Raw genomic sequence first — 25,222 nt, forward strand, 5'->3', positions numbered from 1 at the left:
CCCGATTCTGTATCAATGAAACTGAAAATTATAATATTTTCTCTGTTTACTGCTATATTGTCTTCTGCGAATGCGCAAGAAGACGCATGGGTTTATTTAGCAGATAAAGAGAATGTTAATTTTCATTTAAACAATCCGAACACCATTCTTACTCAAGAGGCACTTAACAGAAAAGCTTTGCATAATGTTGCTATAGACGAACGTGATGTTCCTGTAAATGAAGCCTATATCACACAACTTAAAAATCAGGATGGGATTCAGGTTTTGGCCAAATCTAAATGGTTTAATTCTGTTCACGTTAGGGGCGATTTAGAATTTATTGAAGCCTTGGAAGCCTTGCCTTTTGTAACCGAAATTGTTTACGCAAACCAAAGTTTAAATACCGATTCTAGGTCGTTACTGAATAACGATAAATTCGAAATAGAAAACACCCAAACCGAATTCAATTACGGAAATACCGATAATCAAGTTACCATGATTGCAGCTGAGCAACTACACTTGCAAAATTTTACTGGCGAAGGCATCGTGATTGCTGTTATGGATTCAGGATTTCCCAATGTAAATACAATGGGCGCATTTCAGCGGTTAAGAGATAATGGAAAGCTTTTAAATGGTTACGATTTTGTTGACAGAACAGAAAATGTTTACGCTTTTACTAACAACGATCACGGCACCAAAGTATTGAGTGATATGGCTGGATTTGTCCAAGATGAATTCGTGGGAACTGCACCCGATGCTTCTTATTATGTTTTCAGAACTGAAGACGTTTTTAGCGAAAACCCCGTTGAAGAAAGTTATTGGGTGGAAGCTGCAGAACGCGCCGATAGTCTAGGTGTTCACATCATCAACACATCCTTAGGTTATACAACTTACGATAATCCCAACTATAGTTATTCACCGAGCCAAATGAATGGCACAACGGCATTTATTTCAAAAGGTGCCACTATTGCCGCTGAAAAGGGCATGTTAATTATTACATCGGCAGGTAATTCTGGCCATGTTGCTTGGCAAACAGTTGGTGCGCCAGCCGATTCGCCCAAAGTATTTTCGATTGGCGCAGTAGATGCCAATGGCGAATACGCTTTTTTTAGTTCACAAGGTAGTAGTGCGCAACCCACACAAAAACCGGATGTTGTTGCCCGTGGCTTTTCAACATTTGTAATTGACGCCAATAATACCATCGTCAATAATAGTGGTACTTCCTTTAGTTCACCAGTATTAGCCGGAGGTATGGCTTGTTTGTGGCAAGCTTTGCCAGAACATAACCCCGAACAGCTTAAAAACTTGGTCAGGCAGTCAGCTTCACAGTTTGATAATCCAGATAATTTTTTAGGCTTTGGCATTCCCAATTTAGCAGAAGCATTAGAATTAGGCTTGTCAGTTGAAGATGTTGAATCGATTGAAATTTCGGTGTTTCCTAATCCAGTCGAAAATATTTTAAATATTAATTTTAGTGGATTGAGTTCTGCCTTTGAATTAAGAATATACGATCAACTAGGGAAACAATTACTACAAAATCAAATAAATAATAACAGCAATCGTATCGATATGACTAATTGGGCAACCGGTATTTATATTATATCAATAAAGGCTGACAACTTTACGAAGCAATTTAAACTTATCAAACTATAATAATGAGCAACCGCATCACGCAACTTTTTAATATTGAATATCCAATCATTCAAGCTGGAATGATTTGGAATAGTGGATGGCGATTGGCTTCGGCCGCGAGTAACGCAGGCATATTAGGTTTGATAGGTGCAGGTTCAATGTATCCCGATGTTTTACGCGAACATATTCAAAAATGTAAAAAAGCAACAGATAAGCCTTTTGGTGTTAATGTTCCAATGTTGTATCCAAACATTGAAGATATCATGAATATAATAGTTGAAGAAAATGTGAAAATCGTATTCACTTCGGCAGGAAACCCAAAAACATGGACTACTTGGCTTAAAGATCGCGGTATTTCTGTGGTACACGTAGTGAGTAGTTTAAAGTTTGCACTGAAGGCGCAAGAAGCTGGTGCAGATGCAATTGTTGCAGAAGGTTTTGAAGCTGGTGGCCATAATGGTCGTGAGGAATCAACTACATTAACACTTATTCCTATGGTTAGGGAGCAATTAGAAGTACCGCTCATTGCCGCTGGTGGCATTGCGACTGGAGCTGCTATGTTGGCTGTTATGATTTTAGGTGCAGATGGCGTACAAATTGGAAGCCGATTTGTTGCCAGTGAAGAATCATCGGCACATCAAAAGTTTAAACAAATGGTGGTAGATGCCAAAGAAGGCGCAACTCAACTTACCTTAAAAGAATTAGCACCAGTGAGATTATTAAAAAATGATTTCTACAATCAGATTGAAGCGTTGTACAAAAAGGGTCCATCCGTAGAAGATCTTAAAACGTTATTGGGAAGAGCAAGAGCAAAACGCGGTATGTTTGAAGGTGATTTAGATGAAGGTGAACTTGAAATTGGTCAAATTTCAGGATTGATTAATGATATTAAACCGGTAGCTGTTATTGTTGCAAATCTTTTACAAGAGTTCAATATGGCAAAACATGATGTTGAAAACCTAATAATTTCTTGATGTCAATACATATTTTGATTCCCGACGGAAGTTCATCATGGGCACTTCATGTTGTTAACTGTCTTTCAAAATTTAAGGATTATAAGCTTTATGTTTTATCGCATAAAAAAAACACACCGTTAAAATATTCCAGACATACATTCAGTTTTTCCACCTACGATTTTACCGACGAGATTTACTGGGTAAACACCATTAATAATTTTATTGAAGAACATCAAATAAATGTTATTCTACCCATTGCTGAACCTGAGATGATTCGAATTCTCAAATTTAGATCTCAATTGAATGATTCAGTTAGAGTTATTCCTTTACCAACTCTACAAAGTTATGAAACTGCCATAGATAAGCGCAATTTGAGTAAATTTTTATCACAGAAAGCTATCCCTCATCCTGTGTCTTATGAGTTTAAAAATCTGACTGATTTTCAACGGTTAAAGCAGTCATTAAAGTTTCCCATATTATTAAAACCAACAAATCAAAAAGGTGGAAATGGAATTCTGAGATTTAATAATTTAACTAATTTGGAGACTTATTTTGAATCTAATAATGAGTTTGCCAATGTATTTTTACAGAATTACATCCATGGATTTGATATTGATTGTAGTGTACTGTGTGAGCATGGTGAAATCTTAGCCCATACTATACAAAAAGGTTTTATTCAGGGTAAAAATCCTTACGGTCCGCAAACCGGTCTTGAATTTGTAAAAAACAATGAATTGTTTAAAGTTGTTCATAAATTAATGATGAAATTGAATTGGAGTGGCATCGCACATATTGATTTGCGATTTGATGAAAATGAAAACAATTACAAAGTTATTGAAGTTAACGCACGATTTTGGGACAGTTTAGAAGCCTCTAAATCCGTAGGAGTTAATTTTCCTGAATTGGCTATAAAGATGGCTTTAGGCGAATCAATTCATCTAATACCGTATAAATCAGAGAAATTTATGAGATTTACAGGGTTGTTGAAATATTTACGTAAGCATCCCGCTTTTATTTTTAGATTCGGTTTTATTTGGAATCAAACAGAACTAAAATCTGTGTTATCTAATCCATTCCCAAAACTTTATCTATTTATTTTATGGGCTCAAAGCAAACTAAAAATCTTATGACACTGTTTTTAAAAATACCGGTTGATTAGATTGGTGTGAGAAAAAAGCCATTTCAAGACTGAAATGGCTAGTTTTATTTTGAAACTTCAGAATAATATTTTTAAATCCCTCTAAAATAATAGCAAAGTTTCAATAAATTAAACGCTATGCGATTAATTCAAGTAAAAATAAATTGATTTTATGAAAGCACAAAAGATTTTTTTGAAATGTTATTAACAATTTATAATCTAAACCACTACACGTCAATCTTTTGAAATCTATTTAAAAACTTTGGGTTTACCAATGAAATGAAATTAACTTTGCGCTCTAAAATTTAATTGATAAGATGCTTTACCAATATACCAAAGAGTTTAAATACAATTGGCGTTTAGCGTCTCCTGTTATGCTTGGTATGCTGGGCCATACTTTTGTTGGTTTTGTTGATAATGTAATGGTTGGACAATTAGGGACTGCAGAACTGGCAGCTGTGTCTCTTGGTAACAGTTTTATTTTTATTGCAATGTCTATCGGTATAGGTTTTTCAACAGCTATTACGCCGTTAGTTGCAGAGGCAGATTCAGAAGGAAATTTTGCCAAAGGAAAATCATCGTTTAAACACGGTTTATTTTTATGTACCGTACTTAGTGTGTTGTTGTTTCTTTTAGTTTTGTTGGCAAAGCCTTTAATGTATTTAATGAAGCAGCCCGAAGAAGTTGTTGCGTTGGCCATTCCTTATTTAGATCTAGTTGCACTTTCATTAATTCCGTTAATTGTATTCCAGGCCTTTAAACAATTTAGTGATGGATTGTCCCTAACCAAATATCCAATGTATGCTACGCTTCTGGGTAATTTGATAAATGTGATTTTAAACTATATGCTCATTTTTGGAAAATTTGGAATGCCTGAGATGGGTATAGTTGGCGCCGCAGTTGGAACCTTGATCTCGCGTTTTGTTATGCTTGGTTACATGTGGTGGTTATTGGTTGCAAAAGAAAAATCTAGGGCATACGTTACCAACATCAAATTTTTTGTTTTAGAGCAACCGATGATTAAAAAATTGCTTGGCCTAGCTTTACCAAGTGCGATGCAAATGTTTTTTGAAGTCGCTATATTTACAGCCGCTATTTGGTTGAGTGGAACTTTAGGTAAAAATCCACAAGCAGCCAACCAAATTGCACTTAATTTGGCATCAATGACTTTTATGGTAGCCATTGGTTTAAGTGTAGCCGCCATGATTCGGGTAGGAAATCAAAAAGGATTAAAACAATTTGTCAATTTAAGACGCATTGCTATATCAATCTTTTTAATGGGATTTTTCTTTGCGGTAATCTTTGCTGCGTGTTTTTTAATCTGGAACAATTTCTTTCCCACCTTGTATGTTGACCTAAACGATGCTACAAATTTTGCTGATAATACAGAAGTTATTGAAATTGCTGCAACTTTATTAGTTGCTGCCGCCATTTTTCAAATTAGCGATAGTTTACAAGTCATAGTTTTAGGTGCTTTACGCGGACTTCAAGACGTTACCATACCGACGGTTATAACATTTGTCGCTTATTGGTTAATTGGCTTTCCTGTGAGCTTAATTTTTGGAACTGAAGAACGGCTTGGAAGTCTTGGCATTTGGCTGGGGCTACTAGCTGGACTAACTTCTGCTGCTATTTTATTAATGTTTAGGTTTAATTATTTAACTAAGAAGTTGATTGCAAATGCAGCTATAAAGGATTAACAGCGCTTTATCCTGTTTATCAATTTGCAACTTCACTTATAAACTTAATTCGATAAAGTCTGAGTTCTTCTTCTTCGTAATCGCCATCAAATTCATCAACCGCGTCTGATATTTTATCAGTGTTAGATTCCATAAAATAATCGTGTATTTCCTCTTGCTGATCTTCGTCAAGTAAATCGTCAATCCAGTAATTAATATTGAGTTTGGTTCCCGAATAAACAATGGCTTCCATTTCTTTTATAAAATCTTCCATACTCATGCCTTTGGAATCAGCAATATCGGTGAGTGGCAATTTGCGGTCAATATTTTGAATAATATAAAGCTTTATCGCCGAATTGCTACCTGTAGATTTAACCACCATATCGTCTGGACGTATGATATCATTTTCTTCCACATATTGGGCAATTATATCAATAAATGGTTTTCCGTATTTTTTAGCTTTTCCATCGCCAACCCCATGTACATTGCCTAATTCTTCCAAAGTAATTGGATATTTAAGTGACATATCTTCTAAAGAAGGATCTTGAAAAATAACAAAAGGAGGCACTCCAAGTTGTTTTGCACGTTTTTTACGAAGATCTTTCAGTATACCCATTAAAACTTCATCCGCCACAGCCGAACTTCCTGAAGTGTTGGTAATAATACCTTCGTCTTCGGTTTCGCTATAAACATGATCTTCGGCCATCAAAAAGGATTCAGGATTTTTTAGAAATCCTCGTCCCTTAGCCGAAATCCTTAAAACACCATAAGTTTCAATATCTTTTTCCAGTAATTTGGCGACTAACATTTGTCTAATTAAAGCCATCCAGTATCTGCCTTCTTCGGCATTTCCAATGCCAAAAAATGGTAAGGTATCGGTTTTATGAGATACGATAAGCGCATTGGCTTTTCCAATTAAAACATTAACTAAATCTTTGGCTTTGTATTTTTCGTTGGTTTGGTTAATTATAGATAGTACGGTTGCAGCCTCGTCTTTGGCTTCTTTTTGTTTTTTAGGAAAACGAATGTTGTCATCCATGTCTCCCCCTTCACCAGTTCCATTATCAAATTCCTCCCCAAAATAATGCAAAATAAATTTACGTCTCGAAATTGAAGTTTCAGCATAACCAACCACTTCCTGAAGTAAAGCATGGCCAATTTCTTGTTCGGCCACAGGTTTTCCAGACATAAATTTTTCTAATTTTTCTATGTCTTTATAAGCGTAAAACGCAAGACAATGTCCCTCACCACCATCGCGACCAGCACGACCGGTTTCTTGGTAATAGCTTTCAATACTCTTCGGGATATCATGATGAATCACAAATCGTACATCGGGCTTGTCAATTCCCATACCAAAAGCAATGGTAGCGACTACAACATCAGCATCTTCCATCAAAAACATATCTTGATGTTTAACACGGGTTTTGGGGTCTAAACCTGCGTGATAAGGAATAGCATTCACACCGTTTACTTGTAATACTTGTGCTAACTCTTCAACTCTTTTTCTACTCAGGCAATAAACAATTCCGGATTTACCGGTATTTTGCTTAATGAATTTAATAATGTCTACGTCAACATTTTTAGTTTTTGGTCTTACTTCATAATATAAATTTGGTCTGTTAAATGAAGCTTTAAAAGTAGTTGCATCGGGTATTTGTAAACTTTTTAAAATATCTTCTTGTACTTTTGGAGTGGCTGTTGCGGTAAGTCCGATAATAGGAATATCATCGCCAATTCGTTTTATTATATGTCTTAAATTTCGATATTCTGGTCTGAAATCGTGCCCCCATTCGCTTATACAATGGGCTTCGTCTACTGCTAAAAATGATATAGTAACAGTTTTTAAAAAATCGACGTATTCTTCTTTAGTAAGTGATTCTGGAGCTACATAAAGCAATTTAGTAACACCATCAACAATATCTTGCTTTACACGTTTAATTTCTGTTTTATTTAATGATGAATTAAGCACGTGTGCCACACCTTCGTGTTCAGAAAGTGCTCTTATGGCATCCACCTGGTTTTTCATTAAGGCAATCAATGGCGAAACCACTATGGCAGTTCCGTCTTTAATTAAGGCTGGCAACTGATAGCAAAGCGATTTTCCGCCACCAGTGGGCATAATTACAAAGGTATGGTTACCTTTCATTACACTTTCAATAACACCTTGTTGTAGTCCTTTAAATTTAGAAAAGCCAAAATATTTTTTTAGCGCAGAATGTAGTTCAATTTCAGTAATACTCATTAATCCCTTTTTGGTATTATATATTTATATTTGCACAAGTTTAAAGATAACAATTTCTTTAAATGCATCAAACCTAAAACAAAGTTAATTTTGAACAGTCAAAAAGCCACACTTGAACTGGCCAAAGCAACCATATTAGCTGAAAGCGACGCCATTGCCAATTTGGCGAATTTGCTAACCGATGATTTTGCCAAAGTAGTTGAGTTAATTTATAATTCAAAAGGTCGTGTTATCGTCACAGGAATTGGTAAAAGCGCGATTATAGCAAATAAAATTGTAGCGACGTTTAATTCTACTGGAACGCCAGCGGTTTTTATGCATGCGGCCGATGCAATTCATGGAGATCTGGGTTTGATTCTGGAGGATGATGTGGTTATTTGTATCTCAAAAAGTGGTAATACGCCTGAAATTAAAGTATTATTGCCGCTAATTAAAAATGCTAATAATAGTATAATTGCAATTACTGGAAAACCCGATTCGTTCTTGGGTCAACAATCAGACTTAGTTTTAAATACCTATGTTGAAAAGGAGGCATGTCCGAATAACCTAGCACCAACAACTAGCACAACTGCACAATTGGTTATGGGCGATGCTTTGGCGGTTTGTTTGTTAGATTTAAGAGGTTTTTCAAGTAAAGATTTTGCTAAATATCATCCCGGTGGTGCTTTAGGAAAACGATTGTATTTACGGGTGAATGATTTATCTTCACAAAATCAAAAACCACAAGTGCAACTTAATACAACTTTAAAAGACGTGATTGTGGAGATTTCTGAAAAAATGCTCGGGGTTACCGCTGTTTTAGATGGTGAAAAATTAGTTGGTATCATAACCGACGGTGATTTAAGACGGATGCTTTACAAAAGCTCAGATTTAAATGGCATTATAGCCGAAGACATTATGAGTGCCAATCCAAAAACTATTCACGCGAATGCCATGGCGGTTGATGCCATGGAAGTGATGGAAAATAACGGTATTTCTCAATTACTGGTAGAACAAAATGGTATTTATGAAGGCGTTGTGCATCTTCACGATTTGGTTAAAGAAGGTATTATATAATGGGTAAGAAGACCAACGACGAAATGTCATTTTTAGACCATCTTGAAGATTTAAGATGGCATCTTATTCGTGCTACTACAGCTATTCTTATAGCAGCATCTCTTGCTTTTATTTTTAAAGATTTTATTTGGAACGTTATAATTTTCGGTCCTAGAAGTATGGATTTTCCCACTTATAGCTGGCTGTGCAATATGGGTAATTTAATTGGTGTTGAAACCACTTTTTGTGCTGATGAATTTCCATTTATAATTCAAAACCGAACGGTTGCTGGGCAATTTTCTGCACATATTTGGACGTCGATTTACGCTGGATTTGTTGTGGCGTTTCCTTACGTCATCTTCCAATTTTGGAGTTTTATAAGTCCAGGATTATACGATAATGAACGTAAAAGTGCCAGAGGATTTATTTTCATTTCATCTTTATTATTCTTTTTAGGGGTGTTATTTGGATACTATGTAATTACACCTTTGTCTCTTAATTTTCTAGCCAATTATACGGTGAGTACTGAAATTTCGAATGAATTCGATTTAGACTCTTACATTGCCTTAGTACGTTCATCGTCTTTAGCATCTGGTTTGGTTTTTGAATTACCAATAATTATTTATTTTTTAACCAAGATTGGTTTGGTAACGCCGCAATTTTTGCGAAAATACCGAAAATATGCACTTGTTATTGTGCTTATTATTTCAGCAATTATAACTCCACCAGATATTGCAAGCCAGGTTATTGTAGCCATTCCTATTTTAATTTTATATCAAATTAGTATTTATATTTCTGCCGTTGTGGTAAGAAATCAAAAACGTAAAAAACATGTCTAATATAGTAGAAGAATTTAACGATTACCGCAGCAGAATGAACGACAGAATTCTGCAAGACAATAACAAAATAATCAAACGCATTTTTAACCTCGATACTAATGCATACCAAGAAGGCGCTTTAGATGTAAAAACCAAAGAGCTTTTGGGCTTGGTAGCCTCAGCTGTTTTGAGATGCGACGATTGTGTGAAATATCATTTAGAAACCTCACACAAAATTGGGTTGAGCAAAGAAGAAGTTAGTGAAGCTTTAGGTATTGCCACCTTAGTTGGTGGTACCATCGTGATTCCTCATTTACGACGCGCTTTTGAATTTTGGGAAGCTTTAGAAGCCAATAATAAATCCTAAATTTCGTTATTTTATAGAATGTTTATCTTATAAAAAAGTCTGAATGAAATTAAGAGCGGAGAATCTTATGAAATCTTATGGCGGTCGCGAGGTTGTAAAGGAGGTTTCAGTTGAAGTAAATCAAGGTGAAATTGTTGGGTTATTGGGTCCGAATGGTGCCGGAAAAACCACCTCATTTTATATGATTGTTGGACTAATAAAACCTAATGGCGGCAAAATATTTCTAGAAGATAAAGATATCACCAAGTTTCCCATGTATAAACGTGCGCAACATGGTATTGGTTATTTGGCTCAAGAAGCCTCTGTTTTTAGAAAGTTAAGCGTTGAAGACAATATTTTAAGTGTTTTACAACTAACAAAGCTTTCAAAAAAAGATCAACTTGATAAAATGGAATCTCTTATCGAAGAATTTGGTTTGGGTCACATCCGCAAAAACCGTGGTGATTTACTATCTGGTGGCGAACGCCGAAGAACAGAAATAGCGCGCGCCCTCGCCACGAGTCCGAATTTTATTTTATTAGATGAACCTTTTGCTGGCGTTGATCCAGTTGCGGTTGAAGATATTCAGCGCATTGTTGCCAAATTAACCAAGAAAAATATTGGAATTTTAATCACCGACCACAACGTTCAGGAAACCTTAGCCATTACGGACAGAACTTATTTAATGTTTGAAGGCAGTATTTTAAAAGCCGGTATTCCAGAAGATTTAGCTTCGGATGAAATGGTTAGAAAAGTATATCTTGGACAGAACTTCGAGCTTCGCAAAAAGAAGCTTTTGTTTGAATAGTAGGATTACTTGCTTTTTCTTATGGTGTTGATTTAACAACCAACTGTTCAATCACCGACATTGCAATATAAATCGCAATGATTAATGGTATGGCCGCAAAGTGAAATACAATTAAAAGCACCAAACAAAGGATGATAAAAATATAACGACTGGCATTATTTTTAAATCCACCTGGCTTAAATTTTAAAGCGAACAACTTCACAGGTGCATTTAGAAGAAAACAACTAAGTAAGGTTATAGCGACTAAGACCAACGGATTTAATATTGTGGTATTCATTAAATCGCTATTCTGAAATTCAAGAATTAACGGTAAGGATAAAATTAGAATGGTATTTGCAGGCGTCGGTAAACCTTTAAAATAGGTTTGTTGGTCTTCGTCAATATTAAATTTTGCCAATCTATAACCAGAAGCCAAGGTTATGGCAAATCCAAGAATTGGCAATAATGACGATGTAAATCCCTGAAAATTTAAAGCTGTATTCCAAGCATCGGAAGTGTCGTTCATATCTGGGGCGCCAACAGCAATCTCAAGTAATTTAAACATAACAATTCCAGGCACGATACCGCTGGTAACCATATCGGCAAGCGAATCTAACTGAATTCCCAAATCGCTTTGAACTTTTAACCATCGTGCGACTAGCCCGTCAAAAAAATCGAAAAATATACCAAGACCCACAAAAATAGCAGCCATTGTGAAATTACTATTGACGGCAAAAACAATAGCGATACAGCCACAAAACAGATTTAATAAAGTAATAATGTTAGGAATGTGCTTTTTCACGTCAAAATTTATTGGTAACGTAAAAATATAAAAGTATTTCAATCTTTCAATCGATTTAGACAATAACTAAGGCTATTTGAAGTTTATAAAAATGAAAAATATGTGCATCTTTGTAAAAAAATTGCTGTTGAAAAATTACGCCATAGTTGTTTTATCCCTGCTATCAACTTTTGCTTTTTCGCAATCCACTAGAAAGTATTCAAATGAGTTTATGAATATTGGCGTAGATGCAGCGGCTTTAGGTATGAGCAATGCTGTTGTTTCGCAAACCAACGATGTTACTTCTGGTTACTGGAATCCGGCTGGCTTGGTTCATTTAGAAGACAACCAGCTAGCATTAATGCACTCCAGCTATTTTGCTAACATTGCCAATTTCAACTACATTGCTTACGGCATGCCTTTAGACGACCGCAGCGCTGTAGGTGTTTCATTAATTAGGTTTGGTGTTGATGATATTTTAGATACAACACAACTAATAGATGACCAAGGAAATATTAATTACGATAGAATAAGTACCTTCTCCACCGCCGACTATGGAATTACATTTTCATACGCTAGAAAATTACCTTTAGATGGTTTAAATTATGGAATTAATGCAAAGGTCATACGCAGAATAATTGGCGATTTTGCATCTTCTTGGGGATTTGGTCTTGATGCAGGAATTCAATTTGAATCCAAAAACAATTGGAAATTTGGTATCATGGCAAGAGACATCACTACAACCTATAACACCTGGACCTTTGATGAAGAAAAATTCGAAACTATTAGTGGTGCTATTGAAGGACAAAATCAAGAATTACCAGAAACCACCGAAATTACCATTCCTAAATTGCAAATAGGGATGTCTAAACAATTCATTTTTAATTATGATTATTCCTTATTAGCGGCATTTGATTTGAATGTTCGGTTTGCGCAAACCAACGATATTATTTCAACCGAAGTTGCCAGCGTTAACCCAGCCATCGGATTTCAATTTGGTTATACTGATTTGGTGTTTTTACGCGCTGGTTTAGGGAATTTCCAAAATGAATTACAAATAGATAATTCAACCGATTTGACCTTTCAGCCTAATTTTGGTGTTGGATTTAAATACAAGGGGATTTCAATAGATTATGCCTTTACAGATATTGGTGACCAAAGTGCAGCCTTATATTCTAATGTTTTTTCGTTAAAATTAGATTTTAGTATTTTTAGATAATTAAGTGGGAATCTATGTATAATTGCTATTTTTAAGCAATCTTTATATGCACTTATGAAGCAATCATTACTTGCCTTATTAACAGGGATATTACTAGCTATCGGTTGGCCCACTTATGGTTTTCCTTTATTTATTTTTGTTGGTTTTGTACCACTATTACTAATCGTATCACATTATTTAAACCATCCAAGAAAACACAATGGTTGGCGATTATTGTTGTTTTCATATAGTGGATTTATAATTTGGAATTATTTCACCACCAATTGGTTGCGTTTTGCTGACGTATTCGGTGCAAGCTTTGCGATTTTGGTAAACTCTTTATTAATGAGTTTGGTTATTTTAATTTATTTCAAAGTGGCAAAGCGCACAACCGTCGCACGATCTTTAACTTTTTTAGTCGCATGTTGGTTGTGTTTTGAAAAGTTGCACTTGGGTTGGGAATTTTCTTGGCCATGGCTTAATTTGGGCAATGCTTTTTCTGAACAAATTTCATGGATTCAGTGGTATGAATACACAGGAACCTTTGGTGGTAGCTTATGGGTATGGATTGTAAATATTGTTGTGTTTTTGTTGGTTAGAGACTTCAAACTTTTTACTCAAAAGACCAAGATAAAATACGCAATAAGTATTGTTATGTTGTTTTTAGTGCCTATAGTTATTTCAGTTTTAATTGGAAATTCATACAAAGATGAAGGAGAAACATTTGAAGTGATAGCCTTACAACCAAATATAGACCCATACAATGAAAAGTATAGCTTAACAAACGATGCGATCGCTGACTTATTAATCAAACTTTCTAATAAAGAAATCTCTAGCAATACATCCGTTATTTTGGCGCCCGAAACTGTTTTTGCCGATAATGTGCGGCTCAATCAATTTAATGATTCTGGTTTCAAATATAAATTAGATGATTTTGTTTCATCAAATCCTAATGTCAACTGGCTTACAGGTGTTTCATTTATTCAGTTCATTTATGATAAAAATAAGGTGAAACCAAAGTCAAATCAGCTTCGAGAACAAGTGTGGTATGATGATTATAATTCGGCCGTTTTAATTAAAAGTAGTGCCGAACCGCAATTGTATCACAAGTCGAAACTGGTTGTTGGTGTTGAAGATTTACCGTACCAGTTTGTTTTAAAACCTTTACTGGGTGATGTTATGATTGATTTGGGTGGTACGGTTGCCATGAAAACCACTCAAAATTACCGAAGCGTATTTTCTACAAATACGAATGATTTAAAATTAGCGCCCATTATTTGCTACGAATCCGTTTATGGTGAATTTGTTACAGAATATTCCAGAAATGGCGCCAATTTATTTACCATCATCACAAACGATGCCTGGTGGGGCGAAACAGAAGGCCATCGCCAGCATTTAAGTTACGCTCGGTTACGGGCAATTGAAAATCGGCGTTATATTGCTAGAAGTGCTAATACTGGAATTTCTGCAATAATTAATGCTAAAGGAGATATTGTAGCCTCGCTTCCGTATAATTCCCAAGGTGCTTTAAAAAGCGATGTTGTGACGAATACCAAGTTAACTTTTTATGCGATAGCAGGCGATTATATAGCGCGGATCGCCATGTTTGTGGCGATTTTAGTATTTCTAATAGCTATATTTAGGAAAAACCGAGTTAAATTATGAACAATATTAAGTTTAAAGTTACCATTTAACTAAGATTCTTACAGAATGGTATTTCACTTTAGGATATTTCCTAACTTATTGTAAATTTGAATGTTTTTGAATTTATTACGAGTCAATAGGGATATTTATGCATAAAAAAAAGGGCATACATTTTGAAATTTCAGAGCGCAAAGTGTTGTTAAGGTTATTTGATGTTGTACTTATACTACTAACACTGTATTTACTTGAATCATTTCTGCCTTTTAATTATCTCACGATTTCAGCCGAAAACACCATTTCAATTATTGTATTGCTATTGTACTTTACAGTTTTCGGAACTGTTTTTGAATTGTATGATTTACAAAAGGCCAGCAAACTCGATATTAGTTTTAAAAATATTGTATTAGCATCTTCGGTAACAGTTTTGTTTTATTTGCTAACGCCCGTTGTTACGCCATTTTTACCAGAAAAACGACTTCAAATTATTTACTTTTATTTAGGGATAATTTTAGCGATTTTTTTATGGAGATTGGCCTACATAACATTTGTTCAATCTCCTAGATTCTATAAGAAAGTTCTGCTTGTTGGCGAAATTTCAAACCTTTCTAGTATACTTAAAGCATTGCACGATGTTGATCCAAATTATAAAATTATTGGATTTATTAATTCTGAATCAGTAAGAAAAGATACAGTTAAATTTAAAGGACTAAAAGAGTTTCATTTAAGTGATTTAGATCAAATCATCAACGAACATAAGGTTTCCGAAATATTGGTAGCGAGTTTTAATGACGATCATATTTCAACAGAATTATACCACGGTTTAATAAATTTACTAGAGCGTGGTTTTACTATTCGTGAATTTACCCAGGTATACGAAGAGATGACCTATCGTGTACCTATTCAGTTTGTGGGCAAAGACTTTTATAAATATTTTCCTTTTAGTAGAAGTAATCAAAATAAGTTATATCAATTTTTTAGACGGGTTTTTGATATTTTGTTTGCTCTCATTGGTTTAGTAATTGGAATTTTGTTACTTCCTTTTATTCTCATTGGAAATATTATAGCCAATCGAGGACCACTATTTTATATCCAAGAGCGTATTGGGAAAAACGGACATCCATTCAAAATAATAAAGTTGCGTACGATGATTATTGATGCTGAAAAAAATGGCGTTCAATGGGCACAAAAAAACGATGTTAGAATTACGGTTTTTGGAAATCTTTTGCGACGATCGAGAATTGACGAAATTCCGCAAGTATTGAATGTTTTAAAAGGAGAGATGAGCATTATAGGACCGAGGCCAGAACGACCCTATTTTGTGAATGAATTATCGAAAATAATTCCTTTTTATGAAACACGTCATATTATAAAACCTGGCTTAACTGGTTGGGCTCAAATTCAAACGAGATATGGCGCATCTATTGAGGACAGTTTAATAAAACTTCAATATGATTTATTTTACATTAAACACCGAAGTTTGTTTCTGGACATTAATATTATTGTAAAAACTGTTAGTACTATTTTGTATTACCGCGGTCAATAATTCCTTAATTTCTGATTAAATAATTGACCGTCACTTTCTTTTCAATTAAGATACTTATCTTTACAACTCAAAATTTAAAATAATACCATGCAAGACGGATTATACGCCAAATTCAATACAAATAAAGGCACAATTTTAGTGAATTTAACCTTCAAAAAAACACCAGGAACCGTAGGTAACTTTGTAGCTTTGGCTGAAGGAAATTTAGAAAACTCAGTCAAACCACAGGGTAAACCTTATTATGATGGATTAAAGTTTCATCGTGTAATTCCGGATTTTATGATTCAAGGTGGCTGTCCATCGGGCACTGGAACAGGCAATCCGGGTTACAAATTTGATGACGAATTTCATCCAGAGCTAAAGCATGATAGTCCAGGTGTTTTATCCATGGCAAATGCTGGTCCAGGAACTAACGGCAGTCAGTTTTTTATTACTCATATCGCAACACCTTGGCTAGATAATAACCACACCGTTTTTGGAAAAGTTTTAGAAGGACAAGATGTGGTAGATGCTATTGCACAAGGTGATTTAATTGAAACTCTTGAAATTGTACGCGTTGGTGAAGAGGCAGAAAAATTTAATGCCATAGAAGCTTTTAGAACTTTTGAAGGTTCAAGAGCCAAAAGAATTGAGGCAGAACACGCTGCCAAGGCAGGCGAATTAGACAAGTTATCAGCAGGTTTTAAATCTACCGAAAGCGGATTGCGATATCAAATTATTCAAAAAGGAAGTGGAAAAATGGCATCAAAAGGTCAAAAAGTTTCAGTTCATTATAAAGGGCAATTAGCCGATGGAACTGTATTTGACTCTTCTTACAAACGCAACGAACCATTGCAGTTTCAAGTGGGAGTTGGTCAGGTAATAGCTGGTTGGGATGAAGGTATCTTGTTATTGAATGAAGGCGACAAAGCCAGATTAGTAATCCCAAGTGATTTAGGCTACGGAAGTCGCGGTGCTGGTGGTGTTATTCCGCCTGACGCGGTTTTAGTTTTTGACGTTGAATTGGTGAAAGTTGGTTAAAACTTCATTTCAGAATTATAACGAAAGCATCAAAATTTGATGCTTTTTTTTATGCTTTATATTTTCCTATTCATATAAAAATTGGCCGATTTTGAGAAATCGCTAATTGAAAATTTGGTTGAATCTTAACAAAAATTAAAATTTTTACGGTTGGGAAGTGGATTTCTACAATTCAGTAATTTGACTTTTCGTATTTTTAGAAAGAAATAGATATTTGAACCATAATTAAAAATTCAATTTTCATGAACAATTTAAAATTCATAATTGCATTGCTTTTTGTCACTTCAGTTGCCTTTTCTCAAAATAGTGACTCCAAAACCGTGACGGTGCAAATAGACAACATAAAAAACACCAAAGGTCAATTAGTAGTAGGTCTTTATAGTAATCCAGAAAGCTTTTTAAAAACACCTTCAAAAGGAGAAATTGTAAAAATAAAAGGCAGTAGCGCGACTGTTGTTTTCAAAAATGTGACTTCGGGAACTTATGCTGTTTCCTTATTTCATGATGAGAATAGCAATGAAAAATTAGATACTAATTTTATGGGTATTCCAAAAGAAAGTTTTGCATCTTCAAATAACGCCAAAGGATTTATGGGACCGCCAAAATGGGAAGATGCCAAATTTGAGGTCAAGGACAATTTCACTGTGAAAATAAAATTTTAGTTCCATGAAAAAATTTTTGAAAGCCATAGTAACTGGAATATTTATAGGTTTTATCATTTTGGTTCTAGACCAAAGTATAAGATATTTCAATACTGGAAGCTTAGAATGGAATGGTAAATTTTGGATTTATGTGATGTATTATATGTTATATTCAATTCCATTAACCTTAGTAAACACCTATTATTTTGAACATTTAAATACAAAGGTAAATTGGGAGAAATATAAATCTTACAGACTTTCAATTGGTTTTTTTGGTTCTGTATTTATCACTTTAGTTACTATATTTTTAGTTAGAATGTTCATTAAAGTCATTCTTGAAGGTGAAAATTTTCAAACATTCATTGCTGGTGAACAAATTGAGTATTATCTAGTTTCTCTGTTTATCACATTAATCATATCTTTATTTTTTCACGCTATTTATTTTTACAAAGAGTTACAAAAAAATAAAGTCAAGGAGCAACAGGTTATTGCTGGAACAGCAAGTGCTAAGTTTGATGCTTTAAAAAATCAATTAGACCCTCATTTCTTGTTTAATAGTTTGAACGTACTTACGAGTTTAATTGAGGAAAATCCTAATAATGCAATGAAATTTACCACAGCATTATCTAAGGTTTATCGATATGTTTTGGAGCAAAAAAATAAAGATCTCGTAACCGTTGATGAAGAACTAGATTTTGCGAGAACATATATGTTATTGCTAAAAATGAGGTTTGAAGATAGTGTCGTATTTGAAATACCAGAGAAATCTTCCAATCCAGAAAGTAAAGTAGTACCGTTATCATTGCAGTTGTTGTTAGAAAATGCCGTAAAACACAATATAGTTACTACTCAAAAACCTCTTAAGATAAGAATATACGAAATTGGCAATAATTTAATAATAGAAAATAATTTACAACCAAAACAAATTTTAAAAAAGGGTAGTGGTGTTGGTTTAAGTAACATAAAACAGCGCTATCAAATTTTATCAACAAAACAAGTATTAATCAGTGAGCAATCAGGCAAATTTACTGTGAGTTTACCAATGCTCACAAAACAAATTAGTGTTATGAATACAAGCACCATCAATTCAGGAAGCATAGATGATCGCTATGTTAGGGCACGCAAACGCGTTGAGGCTTTAAAGGAGTTTTATTACAACCTTATTTCGTATGTTATTGTAATACCAATTTTATTTTTAATATGGTATAAATTTACACCACATGTGATACAATGGTTTTGGTTTCCAATGATAGGTTGGGGAATTAGTGTAGTGTTCCAAGCATATACCGTTTTTGTTGATAAAGGCGCTTTTGGAGCCAATTGGGAACAAAGAAAGATTGAAGAATTTATGAAACAAGAGCAAAGAAATAAATACAACTAAATCAAAAAATCATGGAAGTAATTGATAGAATTACGTATTTAAAAGCCAAGCATAGAGTAGAACAAATTAAAAGTTTTTACACTCATATTTTAGTGTATGCGGTCGTCAATTTATTTATAATTACGGCCAAAATTCTCAACAACCTAAGTAATGGTGAGACCTTTGAGCAGGCTTTTTATGACTTAAGCACCTTTATGGTTGCTATGATCTGGGGAATTTTTGTACTTATGCATATATTTTATGTCTTTGTTTTACCTTTTCTTTTAGGTAAAAACTGGGAGATCAATAAAATTGAAGCTTTGATGAATGATGAATTACAAAACGATGTAAACTAACTTAATCAACAATAATCAAATGAAAACAATTGATGACAATTTTAATTCCGATTTTAGAAAGGAAGAAGCGTATTTAAGAGCCAAGAAAAAAGTAGATAATATGATTGGTTTTTACTGGCATTTAGCAGTATACGTAGTGGTAAATGTATTTTTAATCATATTAGTAGGATCCAACAATAACGAAGGATTTTGGAGTTTTGGAACTTTTGCTACACCAATGTTTTGGGCTATTGGTTTGATTTTTCACTTTTTGGGTGTTTTTGGTCCAGACTTTTTCTTCGGAAAAAATTGGGAACAGAAAAAAGTGAAAGAATATATGGATAAAGAAAAACAAGGTTGGGAATAACACATTTTAAAGAAAAAATGACGGTAATTATAATAGAAGACGAAAAACCTGCAGCAAGAAGATTGGAAAGAATGCTCAATAAAATTGACATTGAAGTAAGTACAATGTTGCATTCTGTTGAAGAATCGCTTAATTGGTTCCAAAAAAACAAACATCCAGATTTAATTTTCTTAGATATTCAGCTTAGTGACGGCTTGTCGTTTGAAATATTTGAGGTTATCGATGTAAAATCTGCCATAATTTTTACCACTGCTTATGATGAATATGCCCTGCAAGCTTTTAAACTTAATAGCATTGATTATCTTTTAAAACCTATCGATGACATTGATTTAAAAAAAGCCGTCGATAAATTTAATTCACGAAATTCTAGTCAAAATCAGTTAATGGCAGTAGATTTTAACGATATCAAAAATTTACTCATCAATCCTGTAGAACGTCCTTACAAGAAACGATTTGCTGTTAAAGTTGGTCAACATATTAAGTTGATAAATATTGAAGAAATTGAATGTTTCTATAGCGAGAACAAAGGGACTTACGCCTTTACCAACGACGGTAGGAGTCATTTATTAGACTGTACCTTAGAAGAATTAGAGACTGAATTATCACCAAGTATTTTTTTTAGAACAAACCGTAAGTTTTTTGTGAATGTCAATGCTATTAAAGATATGGTTAGCTATACTAATTCGCGCATTCAGGTAAAATTAACATCTTACAACTTTGAAGATATAATAGTTGCTAGAGAGCGTGTCAAAGATTTCAAAGACTGGCTAGAATAGTATCGGATAATGTAAATTATGTAACCATCCGATAATTTTGTATATTTGTGGTGTGAAAACAATTAATGTTACATACCGTCAAGAATTAGCATCCACTTTTCAACGTTTGTTCGAGAAAAGAGACGCTTTGGTTTCGCTTAGACCGTTTTCGCAGGCTGCCTTAAAAAGTATTCAAGAGTCTTTACTTATTGAATGGACGTACAATTCAAACAGTATTGAAGGCAACACTTTAAATTTGAGAGAAACTCAAATGGTGCTTCAACACGGCGTCACCATAAAAGGCAAATCACTTAAAGAGCATTTTGAAGCTAAAAATCATGAAGATGCCATAAACAAGTTGTTTAAGCTTGTACGTCCTAATTATGTTTTAAACTCAAAAGATGTTCTAGATTTACACAGTTTGGTACTTAGAGCTATTGAACAAGATTTTGCTGGCAGGTTGCGCAATGCAGCAGTTCGTATTGCGGGTGCTAATTTTATTCCGCCAAACGCAACCAAAGTTTATGATTTACTCGAGGAGTTAATTTTATTTGTAAATAACAACCCTCAGCATTTAAATGCAATAGAGTTAGCTACGGTATTTCACCATGAGTTTGTTTATATCCATCCTTTTTTTGATGGTAATGGTCGTACAGTGCGTTTGGTAATGAATTTACTTCTTATGAAAGAAGGTTTTCCGCCAGCTATAATTTTGGCTAACGATCGTAAAAAATATTATTCAGCTTTAAATATGGCAAATAAGGGTCAATTTGATAAACTTATGTTATTAGTTTGCCAAACTCTTGAGCGTAGTTTAAATATTTATTTAAGTGCTTTTCCAGATACGCATCATAATTATCAAAGTATTTCTGATGTTGCCAATGAGCCTGATATACCTTATAGTCAAGAATATATCAGTTTGCTTGCGCGACAAGGAAAAATTGATGCACACAAGGAAGGAAGGAATTGGGTAACTACAAAAACTGCGGTGCTCAATTATATAAGTAATGTGGGTAGTAATTAAGCTTATTCTTCAATTCTATTATCATCAAATGCTGATGGTAACAATTTGGGGATAAGCTTTATTACTAATGGCAAGAGTAGCATCCCACCTGGCAGAATAAAAATAGCCAAACTTGGGATAGTTTTAAATATGTCTAATAATTGTACTTGAAGCCTTTTTTGTTCTTCGTCTGTGAGCTTACGTTGTGTTGATTGAGACAAAATCCACAATACGTCTTTGCTCTGTTTTAATTCTTTCTGTAGTCGTTTACTATTTCGTCTAATTAATTTTACAACTAATTTAGTTGAATTATTGTAAAAGCTATGTACTAAATTTTTCGAGTGTAAAAAGGCCACTTTATCTTTGTAATTATTGTAAAATTGGTTTATTTCAATAACCGATTCAGCAACGATGCTTTTTGATAAGGCTAAATCAATTGTTAGCTTAGTTAAAAAAGTGTGTTCGGTTGCATCAATTCTCTGGTCACTCCACGCTGTCATGCAAACCATATCAATTAAGTAAAATCTTTCTAAATCATTTTTCAACAATTCAATAGCTTCTTCGTAACTTAATTTAATATCATCACGATACCGCAACGAAGCTTCAAATAACTTCATTAAACTTAGGTCGTATTCAGTTTTTTTTGGTTTCAAATTAAAGACCATAAAAACAGTCATTTCAATAATTGATTCAACGCGTTTGGTATAGGTTGAGATTTCTGTGTTTGATTTTAAAAATTGTTCATAAGCAAGGATATCTACAAATAATAAACCATTAATTGTAAAATAGTTAAAGCTTTTAGTGATTACATTGCTGTCAATATGTATTCGTCTATCTATAATTTTTTCAAGTAAAGAAAGATTTTCTTTTGCATTAATAAGTTCATTTAAAAATGACGTTTTATAAGCTTTGTTGGATTTGTAAAAAGCAATAACAGATTCGGTAAAAGATGATTTATTCTGATTGAAATTGGTATATATATAATAGAATGAAAACCAGAGATTAATTTTGCAAATTTCTTCTTCGGTCAATTCGCTGGTTTTGATATCACTGCCTAAAGCTGCGATATTACTTCCATATATAAAGCCTGATTTTCTTAATTCAAAATAAAATTCGTGCAAAGGCAAATTCCATAACAAGCTGTATTGTTCGGTTTTATTTAAAAGCAAATTTAACCAGCCATTTGCTGATGGATTCATAAAATAAATTTTTGAGTAAAGATACTTTTTATGCCTTAAAAATACTTTTTTAAAAAAACTTTTAAAAAAGTAAAACCGCTCCTAACATAAATGCGTAGATAGAGAAACAAAAACAATAAATATTTAAAAACAAATTTAATTATGATGAAAAGAACAAAAATTTTCGCTGCAATTGCCATTCTGAGCGTTACAACATTTGTAGTAATTGCTGCAGACCACATTGATGCTCCAGGAGTTCAAGGTAGTAGTAGTGATATTACCGATCTTTACGCCTTTCAAGGTGAAGACAACAATAATTTAGTGTTTGTTGCAAATTTACAGGGCTTGTTAAGTCCTTCAGCTACCTCATCAGCTTCATTTGATGAAAATGTACTAATTGAATTTAAAATTGATACCAATGGTGACAATGTTGAAGATTTGGTGATACAAGCTATTCCTAGAGATGGCGTAATGTATTTCTTTGGACCTATTGCTCCGTCTCAAACTGGTTTAAGCAGCACAATTATGGCTGATGCCGCTATGAGAAATCAGGTTAACATTACTTCTTATGGTCAGTCGGCTATTATAGAGAATGCCAACGGTATGAAGTTTTTTGCTGGTCCAAGAGATGATCCATTTTTCTTTGATTTTGCTCAGTATAGCGCCATTATAAATGGTGAAGCTTCAGGATTTAACAATCCAGGTTCAGACACTTTTGCTGGTACAAATGTGCTTTCAGTAGTGGTTGAAGTGCCAAAATCAATGATTGGTGGTTCAGGAACTATTAATACATGGGTAACAACTAATAGAAAACAATAAATAATTTTAAAAAATATAAAACAAATGAAAAACCAAATAATAAAAATAGTAATGGTAACTGCAGTATTGTCTTTCACGGCTTTTAATTGCAGTAATGATGATGATAATGGACCAACAGGACCAACAGGACCTAACTTTACTGGTACATTTATTCAAGAAGATCAAATAGGAAGACCGGCTGTAAACACGGTATTTGTATCGTCAGGAAGCAAAGACGCTTTTAATATGACAATTCCGTCTCAGCAAAATGCAGCTTTTCAATCTATGTTTCAAACAAATCTAGAAAATTTGAGCCCAGCATATAATACCCCAACCGATGCCAATGCGCTTGGTTTAACGGCTGCTCAGTTTACTGGTTTGTTAGCTACGGATGTTTTAAATGTTAGTTTAGATGGTACCACCACATTTTTTGATGGTGCGAACGTACTTACAGGCAGAGCTTTGGCCGATGACGTAATTTCAACCGAATTACTATTAATTTTTGGTGGCGAAGACGGTACTGAAAACCCAGGATTTTCCTCGGACAATGTCATGTCAAACGATAAGGCATTTTTAACATCTTTCCCTTATTTAGCTACACCTTGGTAGAACCTACTGCCATATTATAATTCTGAAATGGTGTTCAAGGCACCATTTCAGAATATTTTAAAACTCAAAAACTTTAAAAACTCAAAATCATGAAATTTAATTTAAATCTCGTATTATTCTCTTGTCTTATCGTAATAACAAGTTGTAATCAAAAAGTAACGAATCAAGAGGATTATGTTCTATACTTGAATACTGACGTCAATCCAGATATTGAAATTTTACAGAAAGATATTCAATTTTGGTCCGATAAATTAACGGCAGAACCAACTCAATTTCCTTACTTAATCAAGCGCAGTGGTGTTTATGCCCAGTTGTTTAGTTTAACAGGAGACATTTCATTCCTTATAAAAGCAGAAGATGACGGCTATAAAGCGAATGACATTACTAACTTCAACAATGTTAGTTATTTAAAAACATTAGCGAGAATTTACATTTCGCAACACAAATTTAAAGAAGCACTTAGCTTACTTCAAAAAGCAGAACAAATCGGTGATCAATTAAGCGGTACTCAAAAAATGTTGTTTGACGTACATTTAGAATTGGGTAACAGTGTAATTGCCGAATCTTATCTCAAGAAAATTAAAAACAATGCAGATTTTGACTTTCTAATCAGAATGGCAAAATTCAAAGACCATGAAGGCGATCTTAGCAGCGCAATTACCTACATGGAAAAAGCAAAAACAATTGCAGATGCTTCAGGCTTAAAAGGTATCAAACAATGGGCCTATACCAATCTTGCCGATTTTTACGGGCACGATGGGCGCATTTCAGATTCATATAACTATTTTTTAAAGGCTTTACAATTAGACCCTAACGATGCCTATGCAAAAAAGGGTATCGCCTGGATTGCTTATTCCAATGATAAAAACACCAATGAGGCTATAAGAATTCTAAATAGCATTTTAAAATATCACCGAGCACCAGAATATTATCTTTTGCTATCTGAAGTTGCTGAACATGCTGAAAACAGCATTATGGCAAATGTTGCATTAGAAAATTATAATAAACTTTTAGAAAATAAAAGCTATGGCGATATGTATAACAAATACCAAATTCTCATACTTGCAGACCAAAAAGATGGTAAGGAAAAGGCTTTAGAATTAGCGAAGATAGAAGTAGAGAACAGGCCAACGGCTGAATCTTATTTTCTGTTAGCTTGCAGTCATTTTCAAAATGGAGCTATAGAAAAAGCTAAAAGTATTGCACTAGAATATGTAGATGGCAAAACATCAGAACCTGAAGTTTTATATCATTTGGCTGAAATTTACAAAGCCAATGGTGATAAGGATCGTGTTAAACCTATTAAAAAAGAATTAATTGGTAGCCTATATGAACTAGGACCGCAAATGGCCACAAAGATTAACCAACTATAATATTT

The 25,222-nt window shown here is 34.0% G+C and carries 22 protein-coding genes and 2 pseudogenes; 21 read left to right on the plus strand and 3 right to left on the minus strand.

Annotated features, from left to right (window positions below):
- The first annotated feature begins 15 nt into the window (after window positions 1-15).
- From V7Z48_RS01355 to V7Z48_RS01370, 4 genes are all read left to right on the plus strand, one after another.
- Window positions 16-1,632, plus strand: a complete 1,617-nt coding sequence (locus V7Z48_RS01355; RefSeq protein ID WP_334111587.1) for a S8 family serine peptidase — start codon at window positions 16-18, stop codon at window positions 1,630-1,632.
- Between the two features lie 2 nt (window positions 1,633-1,634).
- The gene (locus V7Z48_RS01360) at window positions 1,635-2,585 is read left to right on the plus strand and encodes an NAD(P)H-dependent flavin oxidoreductase (protein WP_334111588.1); all 951 of its coding nucleotides are present in this window, start codon (window positions 1,635-1,637) and stop codon (window positions 2,583-2,585) included.
- Window positions 2,585-3,697: an ATP-grasp domain-containing protein gene (locus V7Z48_RS01365; protein ID WP_334111589.1), complete on the plus strand. Its 1,113-nt coding sequence runs from the start codon at window positions 2,585-2,587 to the stop codon at window positions 3,695-3,697. Before V7Z48_RS01360 ends, V7Z48_RS01365 begins: the two co-directional genes overlap by 1 nt.
- 325 nt (window positions 3,698-4,022) lie before the next feature.
- A complete protein-coding gene (locus V7Z48_RS01370) occupies window positions 4,023-5,405 on the plus strand; it encodes an MATE family efflux transporter (RefSeq protein WP_334111590.1) in 1,383 nt (460 codons plus the stop codon).
- A gap of 19 nt (window positions 5,406-5,424) precedes the next feature.
- On the opposite strand, the gene V7Z48_RS01375 is transcribed toward V7Z48_RS01370, so the two are convergent.
- Window positions 5,425-7,626, minus strand: coding sequence for a RecQ family ATP-dependent DNA helicase (locus V7Z48_RS01375; protein WP_334111591.1), 2,202 nt, complete (start codon window positions 7,624-7,626; stop codon window positions 5,425-5,427).
- A 90-nt stretch (window positions 7,627-7,716) separates the two neighbouring features.
- Between V7Z48_RS01375 and V7Z48_RS01380 the strand changes: the two genes are divergently transcribed.
- Genes V7Z48_RS01380 through lptB form a run of 4 tightly spaced genes read left to right on the plus strand, consistent with a single transcriptional unit; the run spans window position 7,717 to window position 10,633 of the window.
- Entirely contained in the window at window positions 7,717-8,682 is a 966-nt protein-coding gene (locus tag V7Z48_RS01380; RefSeq protein WP_334111592.1) for a KpsF/GutQ family sugar-phosphate isomerase, read from the plus strand.
- The gene (gene tatC, locus V7Z48_RS01385) at window positions 8,682-9,500 is read left to right on the plus strand and encodes a twin-arginine translocase subunit TatC (protein ID WP_334111593.1); all 819 of its coding nucleotides are present in this window, start codon (window positions 8,682-8,684) and stop codon (window positions 9,498-9,500) included. The genes V7Z48_RS01380 and tatC overlap by 1 nt, the downstream gene beginning before the upstream one ends.
- A complete protein-coding gene (locus V7Z48_RS01390) occupies window positions 9,493-9,846 on the plus strand; it encodes a carboxymuconolactone decarboxylase family protein (protein ID WP_334111594.1) in 354 nt (117 codons plus the stop codon). Before tatC ends, V7Z48_RS01390 begins: the two co-directional genes overlap by 8 nt.
- A 43-nt stretch (window positions 9,847-9,889) precedes the next feature.
- The gene (lptB, locus tag V7Z48_RS01395; protein WP_334111595.1) at window positions 9,890-10,633 is read left to right on the plus strand and encodes an LPS export ABC transporter ATP-binding protein; all 744 of its coding nucleotides are present in this window, start codon (window positions 9,890-9,892) and stop codon (window positions 10,631-10,633) included.
- Window positions 10,634-10,652: 19 nt separating this feature from the next.
- On the opposite strand, the gene V7Z48_RS01400 is transcribed toward lptB, so the two are convergent.
- On the minus strand, window positions 10,653-11,414 hold the full coding sequence (locus tag V7Z48_RS01400; protein ID WP_334111596.1) for a CDP-alcohol phosphatidyltransferase family protein: 762 nt from the start codon (window positions 11,412-11,414) through the stop codon (window positions 10,653-10,655).
- 100 nt (window positions 11,415-11,514) lie between these two features.
- Between V7Z48_RS01400 and V7Z48_RS01405 the strand changes: the two genes are divergently transcribed.
- The 10 genes from V7Z48_RS01405 (at window position 11,515) to V7Z48_RS01450 (ending at window position 21,280) form a co-directional block, all read left to right on the plus strand.
- A complete protein-coding gene (locus tag V7Z48_RS01405; protein ID WP_334111597.1) occupies window positions 11,515-12,612 on the plus strand; it encodes a PorV/PorQ family protein in 1,098 nt (365 codons plus the stop codon).
- Between the two features lie 54 nt (window positions 12,613-12,666).
- Window positions 12,667-14,256, plus strand: coding sequence for an apolipoprotein N-acyltransferase (gene lnt, locus V7Z48_RS01410; protein ID WP_334111598.1), 1,590 nt, complete (start codon window positions 12,667-12,669; stop codon window positions 14,254-14,256).
- A gap of 127 nt (window positions 14,257-14,383) precedes the next feature.
- Window positions 14,384-15,778, plus strand: a complete 1,395-nt coding sequence (locus V7Z48_RS01415; RefSeq protein ID WP_334111599.1) for an exopolysaccharide biosynthesis polyprenyl glycosylphosphotransferase — start codon at window positions 14,384-14,386, stop codon at window positions 15,776-15,778.
- Window positions 15,779-15,865: 87 nt separating this feature from the next.
- The gene (locus V7Z48_RS01420; RefSeq protein ID WP_334111600.1) at window positions 15,866-16,798 is read left to right on the plus strand and encodes a peptidylprolyl isomerase; all 933 of its coding nucleotides are present in this window, start codon (window positions 15,866-15,868) and stop codon (window positions 16,796-16,798) included.
- A 242-nt stretch (window positions 16,799-17,040) separates the two neighbouring features.
- A complete protein-coding gene (locus V7Z48_RS01425; RefSeq protein WP_334111601.1) occupies window positions 17,041-17,460 on the plus strand; it encodes a DUF2141 domain-containing protein in 420 nt (139 codons plus the stop codon).
- Between the two features lie 4 nt (window positions 17,461-17,464).
- Window positions 17,465-18,820, plus strand: coding sequence for a histidine kinase (locus V7Z48_RS01430; protein WP_334111602.1), 1,356 nt, complete (start codon window positions 17,465-17,467; stop codon window positions 18,818-18,820).
- Window positions 18,821-18,831: 11 nt separating this feature from the next.
- Entirely contained in the window at window positions 18,832-19,155 is a 324-nt protein-coding gene (locus V7Z48_RS01435; RefSeq protein ID WP_334111603.1) for a 2TM domain-containing protein, read from the plus strand.
- Between the two features lie 19 nt (window positions 19,156-19,174).
- Entirely contained in the window at window positions 19,175-19,501 is a 327-nt protein-coding gene (locus V7Z48_RS01440) for a 2TM domain-containing protein (protein WP_334111604.1), read from the plus strand.
- A 17-nt stretch (window positions 19,502-19,518) separates the two neighbouring features.
- Entirely contained in the window at window positions 19,519-20,277 is a 759-nt protein-coding gene (locus V7Z48_RS01445) for a LytR/AlgR family response regulator transcription factor (protein WP_334111605.1), read from the plus strand.
- 52 nt (window positions 20,278-20,329) lie between these two features.
- A complete protein-coding gene (locus V7Z48_RS01450) occupies window positions 20,330-21,280 on the plus strand; it encodes a Fic family protein (RefSeq protein ID WP_334111606.1) in 951 nt (316 codons plus the stop codon).
- Window positions 21,281-21,282: 2 nt separating this feature from the next.
- Here the strand turns inward: V7Z48_RS01450 and V7Z48_RS01455 are convergent, their stop codons facing one another.
- Window positions 21,283-22,458 carry an LETM1-related biofilm-associated protein gene (locus tag V7Z48_RS01455; RefSeq protein WP_334111607.1) on the minus strand — a complete coding sequence of 392 codons (1,176 nt, stop codon included), beginning with the start codon at window positions 22,456-22,458 and terminating at the stop codon, window positions 21,283-21,285.
- 144 nt (window positions 22,459-22,602) lie between these two features.
- Between V7Z48_RS01455 and V7Z48_RS01460 the strand changes: the two are divergent.
- From V7Z48_RS01460 to V7Z48_RS01470, 3 genes and pseudogenes are all read left to right on the plus strand, one after another.
- Window positions 22,603-22,875: pseudogene (locus V7Z48_RS01460) on the plus strand (DUF4331 family protein); the annotation flags it as partial.
- Between the two features lie 33 nt (window positions 22,876-22,908).
- Window positions 22,909-23,844, plus strand: a pseudogene (locus V7Z48_RS01465) (DUF4331 family protein).
- A gap of 89 nt (window positions 23,845-23,933) precedes the next feature.
- Entirely contained in the window at window positions 23,934-25,217 is a 1,284-nt protein-coding gene (locus V7Z48_RS01470) for a tetratricopeptide repeat protein (RefSeq protein ID WP_334111608.1), read from the plus strand.
- Window positions 25,218-25,222 lie beyond the last annotated feature (5 nt).

The sequence above is a fragment of the Paucihalobacter sp. genome (genome assembly GCF_036825875.1).
Lineage (GTDB): Bacteria > Bacteroidota > Bacteroidia > Flavobacteriales > Flavobacteriaceae > Paucihalobacter.